Source organism: Mesorhizobium sp. M0854, assembly GCF_040319815.1.
In the GTDB taxonomy this organism is placed as follows: domain Bacteria; phylum Pseudomonadota; class Alphaproteobacteria; order Rhizobiales; family Rhizobiaceae; genus Mesorhizobium.
Genome location: NZ_JAMYOL010000002.1, coordinates 47,742 through 62,187 on the forward strand (window position 1 = coordinate 47,742; position 14,446 = coordinate 62,187).

Annotated in this window: 14 protein-coding genes; 6 read left to right on the top strand and 8 right to left on the bottom strand. The window is 63.3% G+C overall.

Features of this window, described 5'->3' with window-relative positions; genetic code table 11:
* Positions 1–54: 54 nt before the first annotated feature.
* The 3 genes from NKH99_RS03105 (at position 55) to mgrA (ending at position 3,138) form a co-directional block, all read left to right on the top strand.
* On the top strand, positions 55–801 hold the full coding sequence (locus tag NKH99_RS03105; RefSeq protein WP_023675224.1) for a sugar phosphate isomerase/epimerase family protein: 747 nt from the start codon (positions 55–57) through the stop codon (positions 799–801).
* A 12-nt stretch (positions 802–813) separates the two neighbouring features.
* On the top strand, positions 814–1,962 hold the full coding sequence (locus NKH99_RS03110; protein WP_352613089.1) for a Gfo/Idh/MocA family protein: 1,149 nt from the start codon (positions 814–816) through the stop codon (positions 1,960–1,962).
* A gap of 129 nt (positions 1,963–2,091) precedes the next feature.
* Positions 2,092–3,138, top strand: a complete 1,047-nt coding sequence (mgrA, locus tag NKH99_RS03115; RefSeq protein WP_353012562.1) for an L-glyceraldehyde 3-phosphate reductase — start codon at positions 2,092–2,094, stop codon at positions 3,136–3,138.
* Positions 3,139–3,220: 82 nt separating this feature from the next.
* Here mgrA and NKH99_RS03120 read toward each other — a convergent pair whose 3' ends face one another.
* Positions 3,221–3,517, bottom strand: a complete 297-nt coding sequence (locus NKH99_RS03120) for a DUF2934 domain-containing protein (RefSeq protein ID WP_352613087.1) — start codon at positions 3,515–3,517, stop codon at positions 3,221–3,223.
* Between the two features lie 190 nt (positions 3,518–3,707).
* Between NKH99_RS03120 and NKH99_RS03125 the strand changes: the two genes are divergently transcribed.
* On the top strand, positions 3,708–4,058 hold the full coding sequence (locus NKH99_RS03125; RefSeq protein ID WP_352613085.1) for a hypothetical protein: 351 nt from the start codon (positions 3,708–3,710) through the stop codon (positions 4,056–4,058).
* Between the two features lie 91 nt (positions 4,059–4,149).
* On the opposite strand, the gene NKH99_RS03130 is transcribed toward NKH99_RS03125, so the two are convergent.
* A complete protein-coding gene (locus NKH99_RS03130) occupies positions 4,150–5,238 on the bottom strand; it encodes a S1 family serine peptidase (protein ID WP_352613083.1) in 1,089 nt (362 codons plus the stop codon).
* A gap of 390 nt (positions 5,239–5,628) precedes the next feature.
* Between NKH99_RS03130 and NKH99_RS03135 the strand changes: the two genes are divergently transcribed.
* Positions 5,629–6,711: a trypsin-like serine peptidase gene (locus NKH99_RS03135; RefSeq protein ID WP_353012566.1), complete on the top strand. Its 1,083-nt coding sequence runs from the start codon at positions 5,629–5,631 to the stop codon at positions 6,709–6,711.
* A gap of 84 nt (positions 6,712–6,795) precedes the next feature.
* On the opposite strand, the gene NKH99_RS03140 is transcribed toward NKH99_RS03135, so the two are convergent.
* From NKH99_RS03140 to NKH99_RS03150, 3 genes are all read right to left on the bottom strand, one after another.
* Positions 6,796–7,500: a DUF4760 domain-containing protein gene (locus NKH99_RS03140; protein WP_353012569.1), complete on the bottom strand. Its 705-nt coding sequence runs from the start codon at positions 7,498–7,500 to the stop codon at positions 6,796–6,798.
* Positions 7,497–7,877: a hypothetical protein gene (locus NKH99_RS03145; protein WP_292664733.1), complete on the bottom strand. Its 381-nt coding sequence runs from the start codon at positions 7,875–7,877 to the stop codon at positions 7,497–7,499. Before NKH99_RS03145 ends, NKH99_RS03140 begins: the two co-directional genes overlap by 4 nt.
* Before the next feature lie 102 nt (positions 7,878–7,979).
* A complete protein-coding gene (locus NKH99_RS03150; protein WP_353012573.1) occupies positions 7,980–10,181 on the bottom strand; it encodes a caspase family protein in 2,202 nt (733 codons plus the stop codon).
* A 211-nt stretch (positions 10,182–10,392) separates the two neighbouring features.
* On the opposite strand from NKH99_RS03150, the gene NKH99_RS03155 reads away from it, so the two are divergent.
* Positions 10,393–10,797, top strand: a complete 405-nt coding sequence (locus NKH99_RS03155) for a Fur family transcriptional regulator (RefSeq protein ID WP_023675234.1) — start codon at positions 10,393–10,395, stop codon at positions 10,795–10,797.
* 67 nt (positions 10,798–10,864) lie between these two features.
* Here NKH99_RS03155 and NKH99_RS03160 read toward each other — a convergent pair whose 3' ends face one another.
* The 3 genes from NKH99_RS03160 to polA form a co-directional block, all read right to left on the bottom strand.
* Positions 10,865–11,146: a type II toxin-antitoxin system RelE/ParE family toxin gene (locus tag NKH99_RS03160; protein WP_352448351.1), complete on the bottom strand. Its 282-nt coding sequence runs from the start codon at positions 11,144–11,146 to the stop codon at positions 10,865–10,867.
* Positions 11,143–11,373: a hypothetical protein gene (locus tag NKH99_RS03165; protein ID WP_352502674.1), complete on the bottom strand. Its 231-nt coding sequence runs from the start codon at positions 11,371–11,373 to the stop codon at positions 11,143–11,145. Before NKH99_RS03165 ends, NKH99_RS03160 begins: the two co-directional genes overlap by 4 nt.
* A 65-nt stretch (positions 11,374–11,438) precedes the next feature.
* Positions 11,439–14,387 carry a DNA polymerase I gene (gene polA, locus NKH99_RS03170; RefSeq protein WP_353012576.1) on the bottom strand — a complete coding sequence of 983 codons (2,949 nt, stop codon included), beginning with the start codon at positions 14,385–14,387 and terminating at the stop codon, positions 11,439–11,441.
* Positions 14,388–14,446 lie beyond the last annotated feature (59 nt).

Here is a 14,446-nt window from a genome sequence, read left to right on the forward strand (position 1 = left end):
CCCGCAAGACTCATCCCCCCAAACTAACCATCCACAAGAAAACGGACAGAGACGATGAACTGGTCATTCCAACTTTACAGCGCCCGCAATTTCCAGCCCTGGGAGGGCGTGCTCAAGATGCTGGGGGAGCTTGGTTACAGCCAAGTCGAAGGGTTCGGCGGCGTCTATGACGATCCCAAGGCGTTCCGTGCCGAGCTCGACAAAAACGGGCTCGCCATGCCGACCGGGCATTTCTCGATCGACGCGCTCGAGAAGGATTTCGACGGCGTGCGCAGGACGGCCGACGCGCTCGGCATCACGCTGCTCATCTGCCCGTTCCTGAACGCCGAGTTCAGGCCGGCCGACACAGCCGGCTGGCGCGGTTTCGGCGAACGCCTGGCCAAGGTCGGCGAGACGGCCAGGAAAGCCGGCTATGGCTTTGCCTGGCACAACCATGATTTCGAGTTCAAGGCGCTTGCCGACGGTTCGGTGCCGCAGGACCATATCCTGTCCTCCGCGCCCGACATCGGCTGGGAGATGGACGTCGCCTGGGTGGTGCGCGGCGGCGTCGATCCGCTGCCCTGGATCGAGAAGCACGGCAAGCGCATCGTCGCCGTCCATGTCAAGGACCTGGCCAAGCCGGGCGAGGGCCTCGACGAGGACGGCTGGTCGGATGTCGGCCACGGCACCATCGACTGGCCCGGCCTGATCAAGGCGCTGCGCGCCAAAAGCGCCGCGAAATACTACGTCATGGAACAGGACAATCCCAATGATATCGAGCGCTTCGCCCGCCGCTCGATCGCAGCCGCCAAGACCTATTAGGAGCACACCAGCATGGCAACAAAACTTGGCATCGGCGTCATCGGCTGCGGCAACATCTCGAAGGCGTATTTCTCGCTGGCACCGCTGTTTCGCGGCATCGAGATGCGCGCCTGCGCCGACATCAACATGGAAGCGGCGAAAGCGCGGGCAAAAGAGTTCAAGCTGCGCGCCGAGACCGTCGAGGGGCTGCTCAAGGCCGACGATATCGACATCATCGTCAACCTGACCATTCCGGCGGTGCATTACGAGGTTTCGAAGCAGATCCTCGACGCCGGCAAGCACGTCTATTCGGAGAAGCCCTTCGTGCTGTCGGTCAAGGAAGGGCTCGACCTGAAAAAACGGGCGGAAAGCAAGGGGCTGCGCATCGGTTCGGCGCCCGACACCTTCCTCGGCGGCGCGCACCAGCTTGTCCGCGACCTGATCGACACCGGCAGGCTCGGCAGGATCACCAGCGGCACCTGTCATGTGATGAGCCATGGCATGGAGCACTGGCACCCCAATCCGGACTTCTTCTTCCAGCCGGGCGCCGGGCCGGTGCTCGACATCGGACCCTATTACATCACCAACCTGATCCAGCTGATCGGGCCGGTGAAGCGGGTCGCCGCCTTCGCTTCGATCCCGATGACGGAACGCATCATCAGCTCGAAGCCGCGCGCCGGCGAAAAGATCCCGGTCTCCACGCCAACGACGATCCACGGCGTGCTGGAATTCGAGAACGGCGCCGTCGTGACGCTCAACACCAGCTGGGATGTCTGGAGCCACGGCCACGCGCCCATGGAGCTCTATGGCGAGGCGGGCACGGTGTTCGTGCCGGATCCGAACTTCTTCGGCGGCGAGGTGCGCTACACCGATGCCGCCAAGCCGGTGAAGAAGCTGCCGAAATGGCCGCATCCGTTCGGCGTGCCCAACGAGATGCATTCGCAAGGCATGATGGCCAACTACCGCACCGCCGGTTTGGCCGACATGGCGATCGCGATCAGGGAAGGCCGGCCGCACCGCTGCTCGATGGAACTGGCGCTGCATGCCGTCGACGTCATGACCGGCCTGTTGCGTTCGGGCGAGACCGGAAAGTTCGTCGCCATGCAGACCAGCTGCGAGCGGCCCGCGGCACTCGGCGTCAAGGCGGCGAAGGAGCTGCTGGCGAAGCAGAAAACCAAGTAGGCGGCGCGCCTCCCAAGCACCGCAAAAAGCCTCTCCCCGTTTGCGCGAGGAGAGGCTAAGGGTGGCAAGCTCGACTGCCCCACTGTCGCGGCGGCAGCCGTCGGGCTCGTTTCGATTTGAGGATTTCCCATGCCGTATGTCCCCGCCGAAAACCGCTATGACAAGATGGTCTACAATCGCTGCGGGCGGTCCGGCCTGAAGCTGCCGGCGATCTCGCTTGGGCTGTGGCACAATTTCGGCGACGACACGTCGCATAGAACCAAGCAGGCGATCACGCGCAGGGCGTTCGATCTCGGCATCACGCATTTCGACCTCGCCAACAATTACGGCCCGCCGCCCGGCTCGGCGGAGCGGGCGTTCGGCGAGATCCTGCGGACGGACTTTGCCGGTTATCGCGACGAGCTGATCATTTCGACCAAGGCCGGCTACGAAATGTGGGCAGGGCCTTATGGCGAGTGGGGCGGCCGCAAATATGTGCTGGCCAGCCTCGACCAGAGCCTGAAGCGGATGGGGCTCGACTATGTCGACATCTTCTATTCGCACCGCTTCGACCCCGACACCCCGCTGGAGGAAACGATGGGCGCGCTCGATCACGCGGTGCGCTCGGGCAAGGCGCTCTATGCCGGCATTTCCTCGTATAATTCGCAGCGCACCCGCGAGGCCGCCGACATATTGAAGCAGCTCGGCACGCCTTGCGTGATCCATCAGCCGAGCTATTCGATGCTCAACCGCTGGGTCGAGGATGATGGCCTGCTCGATACGCTGGAGGGGCTCGGTGTCGGCTCGATCGTGTTCTCGCCGCTGGCGCAAGGCATGCTGACCGACAAATATCTCGGCGGCATCCCCGACGGCAGCCGCGCCAGCCAGGGCAAGTCGCTGCGCCCGGCATTCATCAACGACAAGTCGATCACCAATATCGAGGCGCTGAACGTCATCGCCCGTCGCCGCGGCCAGACGCTGGCGCAGATGGCGCTGGCCTGGGTGCTGCGCCGGGGCAGGGTGACGTCGGCGCTGATCGGCGCCAGCCGGCCGGAACAGGTCGAGGATTGCGTCGGCGCGCTGAAGGCGCTCGACTTCAGCGATGCCGAGCTCGCCGAGATCGACACCTTTGCCCGCGAGTCGAACATCAATCTCTGGGCGGCATCGGCCGAGCGCAAGGGACCGCCGAGGAAGTAGGCGACGACGGTCTGCGGTCCGGTTTCATCGAAAAGACGCGGCAGCGCGAACTGGTAGCTGTCTTCGACACGGTGGCCAGCGGCTAACTTTCGGCTGCCTTGAGGTTCCGCGCGGCTTGCTCGAGCGTCGCCCTGTCGTTGCCCAGCCTGTCGATCAGCTCTTGCGCCTGATCACCGGTTATCCCGGTGCGCATCGCCAGTGCCTCGACCGTCAGAACGTCGGAGCTGGCGATCGTTCCCGCCGGAACGTCCGCGTCGTCGAGGCCAAGCTCTTGCTTCGCCTGCTGCCAATGACGCTCATGCGCGCCATCCGGGCGGCCCTCGCGTACCCAGATTTCATAGGCTCGCTGCCGAATCTTTTCATGCCGATCGTCGTCCATGGCGGTTCCTCCCTTGTGGCGTTTTCACCAACGCGGGGAGCGCCGGAACGATCCGATGTTGATGCCGAATTCGCAGACATGCCGGACAAAAGCCGGTTTCTCACCGAACAAACACCGGACATACGCGTTTTGCGGAGGAACCTGCACAGTGGGCCGGCCGTTGAGCCGAGCCTGAGCAAAGGAGATTACAATGGCCGACGAACCAAACGAATCCGCAGCACCGAAGATGACTCAACGTGAAGCTCAGGAAGCCCTGGAGAAGCAGGTCGCGCAGCTGAGGCGCGAGATCAGCAAGATCAACCGAACCTTGGCGGAACGCGCGGAAGAGGCGATCGAGGACGCCGGCGATTGGTATGGCAACGCTGCCGAGCGCGCCTCTCGGACAGCACAAGCCCTGCGCAACAGGGCGCAGACGGTGTCGGGGGTGGTCCAGGAGAATCCCGGCACAATATCGTCGGCATTCATCCTCGGAGCGGCCGTAGGAGCGCTACTCGGCCTCACCCTGGCCGCCACAGATCAGCGCCGCGATCGCTGGTTCTAGTCCCGACCCCAGGTTTTTGGGACAGAACCGGGTTTTGGGACAGAAACAGAGGGATTGCTCCCGCTGTTCATTGGTTCAGCAATGACACCGGTCAGGGCGTGGCGGGCTTCTGCGCCGTGCCGAGGGCTTTGGGCGCTGCGGGCGCCGCCGTCTTCATCTTCTCCTCGATCCAGCCGGTGTAATTGGCCAGCCGCGTGTAGATGCCGTAGGCGTTCTTGTGGCCGCAGGCGGTACCGCCGTCGGCCGGACCTTCGCCCCAGCTGACGACGCCGACCTGCACCGGACCATCGGCGCCGGTCATGAACAGCGGTCCGCCGCTGTCGCCATTGCAGGCGTCGCGCTCGCCGCTGGCCGTGCCGGCGCAGATCATGTTGCCGGTCAGCGGATCGGCCATATCGGCTGCAATCGCGTTGGCGGCCGCCTCGATGCCCCTTTCCGAATAACGCATGCGGCGGGCGAGTTCGCCGAGCGCTGCCTTCAAATCATGCGCATAAATCGCCTTGATGCCGCTGTTGCAGGTTGCGTTCGGCTGGAGGTCCAGGTCGGCGACCATCAGTGCGGTGGGAAACGTTCCGTCCTGCATCTTGCCCCAGCCGGTGACGGTCGTCTTGCCGGCGTCTGGTGTCGGCTCACGGGCAATTTTGATGGTCGGGGCATCGGCCGGCGCGGCCAGCCGGATCAAGCCGAGATCGTTGTCCAGCGTCTGCTCGCTGTAGCCCTCGTTGACGATGATTTCCACCGCCTTGTAGCGCTTGCCCTCGCTCAGATCGGTGGCGCCGGTGAGCACGGTGACCACATCAGGCGAAATCGGCTCGCCGTCGTCATTGAGGCAGTGCGCCGCCGTCAGCACCCATTGCGGCGCGATCAGGCTGCCGCCGCAGAACTGCGCATTCGCCTGCGAGGCCGGGCTTTTGTCCAGTTTGCCGGTGGTCAGCAATGCCACCTGGAACGGGTAAGCGCCCTTCTCGGCCTCTTTGCCGCCGTAGACGCGATCGGCGCCGTCGGGGTTCTCCGCCCTGGCCTTGGCCCTGGCCTCGGCCACGCGTTTCATCGGCGAGATCGCCGCCTCCGGCCGAGCGGCCGCGTCCGTGGCATGAACGGATTTGACGGCCGGCAAGGCCGCCGCGATGCCGAGCAGCGCGGCGGCGGCAATCGGTCTGAACCTATGGATGATCTTCACCTCGAACCCCCTGAGACGATGTTCCCGACAGGTCAGTCGCCGACGCATGGTCCACTGAAATGGAACCGGCCGGTGAGATCATGCTCCACGGCGAAGCACGATCCGTCACAAAGCCGAGCACCATTTCTGCTAGTCGTGCTGTCGAGCCAACCCGCCCAAAATCCTATAGCCCCCCACGGGCTATGTGGAAGCAATTTGTCGTTGCCAATGTTGGATTATTTTAGGCAGTATACCGTTGCAGGCATTTTTGGCGGGGACCTAAACTGGCTGCACTGAATAATGGCCCGGTAAAGGCACCGGTAACCAATTTCATTTTTTTGCGCCACCACGATCTCGACAATATTTCTGTATCTTGATCCAGTTCTTGCTGACTTTTGGGAGAGTCTCACCATGACAAAACTGACACATAGCATTATTGCGTCCGCGTTGCTTTCCACCGCAATGTGGGCGGTTCCTGCCTTGGCTGCCGATCCAGGTTCCGCCAATGCCGGCAACGGCGAAAGCATGCGGGATGTAACATCGGGCGATTACAAGCCCGGCCGGGCGAAACCAATCGCCCCGCCGAAACTGACCGACGACGAGGCCAACCGCGCCGCGCCGCTCACCGACGAAGCAACGGCCGTCAAATCCTATGGCATCATCGGCCGCTCCGCCGATGGCAAGGACATCAAGATTGACCCGAACGAGACGCTGAAGGACCTTGTCATCAAGGACATGAACGCGCCCGCCGACGGGCAGAAGTCCGACAATTCCGGACTGAGCGGAGGCGAAGAGGCTGGCCGTCAGGTGTTCGGCACGGACGACCGCGAGCAGATCAAGAATACCAAAACCTACCCATTCACCGCGATCGGCTATCTCGAAGGCAAATCGAAGAGCGGCAGCTATGGCAGCTGCTCGGCGACGCTCATCGGCCCGCGCACGGTGCTCACCGCGGCGCACTGCCTCTACAGCCACGAGGACAAGGCCTGGCTCGACGATATCCTGTTCGTGCCGGCTCTCAACGGCAAGACTGCCGACGACGCGCCGTTCGGCGCCTTCACCTATGAAAGCGCTTATGTCATCCAGGGCTTCATCGACAATTACCAGGGCTTTTACGGCTCGGTCGTGCCGTGGGATCTCGGCATCGTCACCCTAAAGCAGGATGTCGGCACCAACCTCGGCTGGCTCGGCTATGCCAATTATGACGACCTCGGCGATTTCACCGCCAACATCATCGGCTATCCCGGCGACAAGCCGATGGGCACGATGTGGAAGGCGACCTGCGAAGTGCATGCCGAAAACATCGCCACCGAGTATTTCCAGTACGACTGCGACACCTATCCCGGGTCGAGCGGCAGCTCGGTCTATGCCTATGACAATGGCTCCAAGCAGCGCGTCATCACCGGCGTGAACGTGGCCGAGAGCCCGGATGCCAATACCGCCGTGCGCCTGAACGCCATCAACGTCCAGTGGATCAACAGCCTGTACAAATAGGCTTGCAGAATTTCGGCCGCGATCGTCGCGGAAAACCTGCCGGCGGCGGAGCATTTCCGTCGCCGGCTTCGCATTTTTCGGGGATTATCTGGACCGGGCCGAGGATGGCGCCTGGCGGACATAGTTCTCGATCGGCTGGGCGAAAGTCGGTGAACCGGCCTTGCGCTCCTTGTCGATATAGCCGGCAAAATAGCTCCAGAAGGAAGCGGCATAGTCGCGGAAATAGGAGTCGGCGACGTCGCGCGAGCACAGCCTGCCTTCGACGCAGAAGGAAAGGCGGTTGAGGAAATAGACGACGCGGTCGAAATTGTCGCTGAGGTCGGCAAGCGGCATGTCGCCGCCGGTAGCGCTCATCGCTTCGATGCCGATGCGCTGTCTGAACACCTGTTCCTCGGTCGGCGTCGGATTGGCACTGAGCAGATTGCCGTATTTGGCGTTGAGCGCCGCCAGGCGTTGCTTGAGGGCCCGTTGCGCCTGCTGGTAATCCTTGCTTTCCCAGAGCTCGACCAGCGACATCGTCTGCTCGACGCGCTTCTGCTCCTGGTTTGCCAGGAACTGGTAGACCGAAAAGATCAAGGTGAAGATGATCGCCAGGCGCACCAGCAATCCGGACCAGGCATAGACGAGCATGCGCCAGTCGCGATCGGTGAATGGGTTCGCCTCCTTCTTGACCTCGTGATTGCTCACCCACGGCAGGCCTTCGACGGTTTCCGGCAGCGACACCGGCTTCGTTTGCGGTACCGGCGCCGTCACTGCCCGATGCGTTGCGTTGCCCCCCGCTTTCGTCATCCGCAGCTGTCCAATTCTATGGTGGCGGACGGGTCGAGCACGATGCCCGGCGTCTCCAGCTTCTTCTTCAGGCAATCCAGCTGCGTGCGCGAAACGATGAACTGCACGTCAGGCTCCACCTGCGCCTTGCCCGGCGACGGCAACGGCTCGACCACGCCGCGTGAGGTGCAACTGCTGAGATCGACGACAACGGCGGTGTTGCCGGTTTTGGCGATCTGGTCGTACTGGTCGAGAAAGCAGCTCGCCAGTTCGGAGTTGATGACGACCTCCTTGGCGCAGAGGCCGCAAGCCTCGTCCGCCGAAGCATTGGCGGCCAGCAACAGCCCGGCGACAAGGCCGGCGGTTGTTGCGCGCCACGAAAATACGATCCTGTTCACGAACGCCCTCACCCGTTCCGTTCGGCCGCCGACAGCGGTGGTCGAAGAATGTTCATTATCAGCCGATTAGGCAAGAGGCCCGGCCGGGCACCTGACCGCGCCTCAGGCGCGCGGCACCGTCTCCATCGGAAAAATCATCACGGCGCCCTTCGACCCCTTGTCGTCGGTCAGCCGCATGGCCGACCGTGTCGCCGGCGCCATGCCGATATCGGCCAGCATGTCGGCGAAGCTTGGCTGTCCCAGTCCGCGCGTTACCGAGACAACGCCCTCTTGCGCCAGGAAGCTCAGATCCTGCTTCTCGCTCTGCGGCGGTGCTTCGGTCAAGACGGCGATCATCCGCTCCATGCCGAAGCTGGTGTCGGTGAATTTGAACAGGCCTTCCTCGAGCACGGCGCCTTCGGTCAGGCGCTCGGCAAGAAAATGCTGGATGGAATAGTCGGAGCCGACGTAGAGCACGTTGATGTCGACCAGGTTGGTCGAACCGTTCCTGGCCAGTACGTGGACCTGATCGTCGGGCGAAACACGCGGCACAGTCGACGCTTCGATCGGCTGCAGCGTGTCGCTGTCAAAACGCTTGATCCGGAACTCGACGCTGACCTCTTCCGGCCGATAATCGGAGGCGGCGGCCAGCCTCGACAGGCCAATGGCGCGGAAGATTTTCGTCAGATTCCCTGCGGCGGCCTCGATCAACTTTTCGCGGCCGTCCGGATGAATGACGATCAACGGCGGCTTGCTGCCGCCCTTGAGCGTCATGTCGCCCGAAGCCGGCAGGAACCACAGCGCCGGCGCGTCGGTGGCATCTTCTGCGGCGCCGGCAATGGCGTTCTCGCGCAGCACTGCGAGACGCAGATCTGCGCTCTTGCCCGGCTCGACCAGCGCGATGTGAAACCCTGAGCTCTTCCTGGCCGCCAGTTCGTCGAGAACCGAGTTCGCCAGCGCGGCCTCTTTCTCGAGGCCTTTGGCCGCTGCCGGCCGCGCGACCACGAGCTTGTAGTCGACGGCGAGCTCGGCCAGCCGTGCATAGGCATTGGCGGGGATATCGGCCAGCTTGAGCGCCGGCTTGCCGCCGAACTCGACCGGCTTGACCCGGCTTTCCAGGTTTTTCGCCGACTGAACCTGGAGATAGCCAAGCGCCTCGGACAGCGGCGACAGCGCCGACGGCAATATTGCGAGCCTGCTGCCGGGGGTGAGGCGATGCAGCAACCCGGCGCCGATCGTGGCTTTGTCGTTCTCGATGACGATCGGCCATTGCATGACCGCGTCTGTCTTGTCGGTGCCGAAGACGCGTGCGTCGAGTTCTCCCTCGAACAGCGGCGTTGGCCGGGTGCGGCCGTCCGCCGAATATTGCTGCAGCACGGCCTGGCCGAGCTGGCGATAGGTGATGTTGGGGTTCTCGGCCAGTTTCGACAGGATGGTGAAGGTGAACAGGCCGAAACGCGGTGCATCGGCCGTGCCCTTGGGCAGCGGCATCTCGGGCGTCGTCTCCACCGTCTGCGCCGCGTAGAAGGCGACCAATTTGCCCTTGGTGGTCGGCTCGGCGCCGGTCGGCGTCAGCTTGAAGGCCGGCTTGCGCTGCTCGTCGTCGTCAAAGCCGCGCGGCGCGGCCGACGCAATCTCGTCATAGGCTCTCACCGCAGCCGCCCTGGCAGCGTCGTCGCCGCCGACCAGATCGGCGAACTCGACCTTGCGTTCCAGCTCGTCGTCGACCTCGGCGGCGCGCGTCGCAGTGCCGGAATGGCAGCAGTCGAACACGGCCCAGACAAAGGCGCCCTTGTCGCGGATAGCGTCGAGCGCGGTGCCGATCTCGTTGTCGACCAGCGCATTGGGCACGCCCTTTTCGCGGTTGACCCATTTGTCGATGTCGGACGGCAAGAAAATCTCGTCGAGGCCGTCCGTCTCGTCGCCCTTGTTCGCTGCCGGCTGCTGCGCGCCGTGACCGGACAAATGCAGGTAGACGAGATCGTCGCGCTGGACCTTGGCGGCAAGATCGGCCAACGCCGCCTTGATCGCCGCATGTGTCGGCGGTCCGTTGGCGCCTTCGACATCCTTGGCGAGCAGCGTGACGTTTTCGGCCAGGAATTTTACCGGCGCGGGCGTGTTCCCCAGGAGGTAATCGCGCACCAGGCCGGCATCGTTTTTCGGTCCGATCAGCCAGTTTTTCTTCGGCAGGTTCGGGTAATCGGTGCAGGCAACAAGCAGCGCATGGTAGGTGCGCGCCGCTGCGAATGCCCGAAACGGCACCAGGCCGGCAGCGGCCAGCGCGGACGTGCCGGCAAGCAGCGTCCGCCGCGTCACTTTGATCATGATTGCTTCCCCAAGCCCGATCGAATTTCCAAGCACGGCCAGCCTGGCCGAGGATTTTGTCAGTATTTTGAATATGGCGTCGCCGGCCAGCCGACCACCGGCTGCGAATAGAAACAGTAGCAAAAAAGGCAGTTCGTCGCTATCTCAGTGGAAGAGGCCGGATTGCATGCCTAATGGCAGCGATCGGCACGGAGCGGCTTGGAACGGGATCATGGCGGCAAGGGATGTACTGACGAAGAACCAGCTTTGCGTGCTCGAGAAACTCGAGGCCGCCAGCGGCCCGCTCAGCGCCTATACGTTGCTCGACCAATTGCGCGAGCGCGGTTTTCGCGCGCCGCTGCAGGTCTACCGGGCGCTCGACACGCTGGTGAAATCCGGCTTCGTGCACAGGCTCGAAAGCCTCAATTCCTTCGTCGCCTGTGCCGAGCCGCACGACCACAGCCATTCGATGACGGCGTTTGCCATCTGCGACACCTGCGGCCAGGTGACCGAGTTCTCCGACCACGATGTCGGCCACCGGCTCGACGAATGGGTGCGCTCGACCGGCTTCGCCGCCAAGAAGGCGGTGATCGAGTTTCGTGGGACATGTGCGAAGTGTTTGGCCGAGGCGGCTTGAGGCCGGAGCAACGCGGCGAAGGCGGAGCAAGGTTTTCCGAGCCCTCGCCGGGTGTTCCCGGATCGGCTCAGTAGGGAAAGGGTCTCCTTGAGGTATGCCGGATGTGCAGGATCTCAATTGCGTCGGCACGGGCACGATAGAAGACCTTATAAGGGTAGCGGCCTATGAAGAGGACGCGAACGCCAGGGATGTCGGTCGCGTGACCGCTTTCGGGAAATTCGGCAAGTCGCGAAATCCCAGCGTGGATCCGAGAAATGACTGAAAGGGCGCCCTGAGGCGCCCGCTCTTCGAGGTAGTTGAAAATCGCCTCGCGTTCGGCAAAGGCTTGCCGCGTAAATCGGACCTTCATAGCCTGCGGCGGGTGTCGGCCGCGCGAACGGTATCCTCATCTACGAAAGTGCCGTGATCGGCCTCTGCTAGGCCCGCTGTGACCGCGCTGCGCTCTGATTCCGACATCGCATACACGCCAGTCCGCCGCGCCTCGATGACGCGGGCGTAATCAGCAAGCTCCTCCTGGTCTTCGCGAGGCCAAGCTTCCGCATGCCTTACCAGATTCTCAAGTGCCTTGGTGATCATACGGGCACTATAGCATACCGCTGCTGCTCGTGAACCTTGAACCGAACATGGCTCTGTGGCCCGCCTTAATGCGCCTCTTCCCAGTTGTTGGCTGCGCGGGCGTCGACGTGCAGCGGCACCGACATCGATACCGCCGGCATGGCGGCGTTCTCCATGACGTGGCAGACGACCGGGATCGTCGCCTCGACCTCGGCTTCGACCGTCTCGAAAACCAGCTCGTCATGCACCTGCAGCAGCATGCGGGCAGAAAGCCTGGCTTTTTCCAGCGCCTCGTCCATACGGATCATGGCGCGGCGGATGATGTCGGCGGCGGTGCCCTGCAGGCGGGCGTTGATCGAGGCGCGCTCGTTGAAGGCACGGACCGAAGGGTTCGACGACCGTATCTCCGGATAGTGGATGCGGCGGCCGAAGATGGTCTCGACGAAGCCGTGCTCGCGGGCATAGGCCTTGGTCGCATCGATATAGTCGCGGATGCCGGGAAAGCGCTCGAAATATTTCTTGATGTAGTCGCCGGCTTCCTCGCGCGCGATCGACAGCTGGTTGGCGAGGCCAAAGGCCGAAATGCCGTAGATGATGCCGAAATTGATCGCCTTGGCACGGCGGCGCACTTCCGAAGGCATGCCCTCGACCGGCACGTTGAACATTTCTGACGCGGTGATGGCGTGGATGTCGGCGCCATCGGCGAAGGCCTGCTTGAGCTGCGGGATTTCGGCGACGTGGGCGAGCACGCGCAATTCGATCTGGCTGTAGTCGGCGGAAACCAGCTTGTTGCCCTTGTCGGCGATGAAGGCCGTCCTGATCTTTCGACCCTCGACGGTGCGCACCGGAATGTTCTGCAGATTGGGATCCGAGGACGACAGCCGCCCGGTCGTCGTCGCGGCAAGCGCGTAGGAGGTGTGGACGCGCTTGGTGTCGGGATGGATGAAGCCGGGCAGCGCATCGGTATAGGTCGATTTCAGCTTGGTCAGCTGGCGCCAGTCGACGATCTTGCGCGGCAATTCGTGGCCTTCGGCGGCGAGGTCTTCGAGAAGCTGCGCCGAGGTCGACCACTGGCCGGTCTTGGTTTTTGAACCACCGGGCAGACCCATCCTGCCGAACAGGATGTCGCCGAGCTGTTTTGGCGAGCCGATGTTGATGCGTTCGCCGACCAGCTGGTAGATCTCGTCCTCGAGCCGTGCGGCACCCTGTGCCAGTTCTCCGGAGAGCCGCGACAGGATCTGCCGGTCGACGGAGATGCCGCGTTGTTCCATCCGCGCCAGGACCGGCACCAACGGCCGTTCAAGCCGTTCATAGACCGAGACCAGGCCCTTGGCGGCAAGCCGTGGCTTCAGCACCTGCCAGAGCCTGAGCGCGACGTCGGCGTGCTCGGCCCCGTAAGCCGTCGCCTTGCCGAGGTCGGCCTGATCGAGGCCGACGAAGCTTCTTCCCGAACCGGCCAGTTCCTTCAGCGGAATGGTCGCGTGGCCGAGCCATTTATCGGCCAGCGCCTCCAGGCCATGGCCACCGTGGGTGCCGGCCTCGAGCACGTAGGAGATCAGCATGGTGTCGTCATAGGGGCCGATCTCGATGCCGTGACGGCTCATGACGACAAGGCGGTATTTCATGTCGTGCACGATCTTGAGGACGGATTTGTCCTCGAGCAGCGGCTTGAGCAACGCCAGCGCGTCGCGGACCGGGATCTGGTTTTCGACCGCGCCGCCGCCGAGCAGGTCGCCATTGCCGTTTTTATGGGCGAGCGGCACGTAGGCGGCGTGGCCGGGCGCGACGGCCATGGCAAGGCCGATCAATTCGGCCCGCATCGGATCGGGCGAGGACGTCTTAACGTCGAAGGCGACGATGCCTCTCTCCATCGCCTCGGCGATCCAGGCCTTCAGCGTCGCGGCGTCGCGGATGCAGGTGTAGGCGCCGGTGTCGATCTTGCGGGCGGTGGCAGCCTCCAGGCGAAGCGCCGAAAGCAGGGATGGGGTGTCGCCTTGCTTGGCTGCGGCCGGAGCTTCGAGTGCCGCTTCGTCCGACGGCGGTGCGCTCTCGGCGGCCGCGGGCACGCCAAAACCCATATCGGGGCCATGCGCGGTATCGGCACGCTCTATGGTGAGGGGGGTGGCTGGAACGTCGCCGGCGTCGGTTCCGGTCGCTTCGGCCACGCGGCGGGTCAGCGTCGAGAATTCCATGGTCTTGAGGAAGCCGATCAGCCTGGGGCCGTCCGGCGCATGCAATACGAATTCGTCAAGCCCTTCGGTCACCGGCACGTCGTTCTTCAGCCTCACCAGGTCACGCGAAATGCGTGCCTTGTCGGCATTGGCGATGATCGATTCGCGCCGCTTGTCCTGCTTGATCTCGCCGGCGCGGGCGAGCAGCGTGTCGAGGTCGCCGAACTGTTCGAGCAATTGCGCTGCCGTCTTCGGCCCGATGCCGGGCACGCCCGGCACATTGTCGACCGAATCGCCAGTCAGCGCCTGCAGGTCGATCATTTTCTGTGGCGGCACGCCCCATTTCTCGATCACCTCGGGAACACCGATCTGGCGGTCCTTCATCGGGTCGTACATGGCAACCGTTGGGCCGACCAGTTGCATCAGATCCTTGTCGGAAGAGATGATGGTGGTGTCGGCGCCGGCTTCGCAGGCAAGCCGGCAATAGGTGGCGATCAAATCGTCGGCCTCGTAGCCTTCCGTCTCAAGGCATGGCAGGTTGAAGGCCCTGGTCGCCTGGCGGATCAGGCCGAATTGCGGGATCAAATCTTCCGGCGGCGCCGAGCGGTTGGCCTTGTATTCGGGGTAGAGGTCGTTGCGGAAGGTCTTCGACGAATAGTCGAAAATCACGGCGAAATGCGTCGGCACGATGCCGACATCGGTGTTGCGGGCGTCCTGCGTCAGCTTCCAGACCATGTTGCAGAAGCCGAGCACGGCACTGGTCGGCAGCCCGTCGGACTTGCGGGACAGCGGCGGCAGCGCGTGATAGGCACGGAAGATGTAGCCGGAGCCGTCGACAAGGAAGAGATGATCGCCTTTTTTCATAGCACGAGGGAATAGCGCGGCGCAGCGCCGCGGTCCATGCCAAAGGCGGCTTCTGCCAA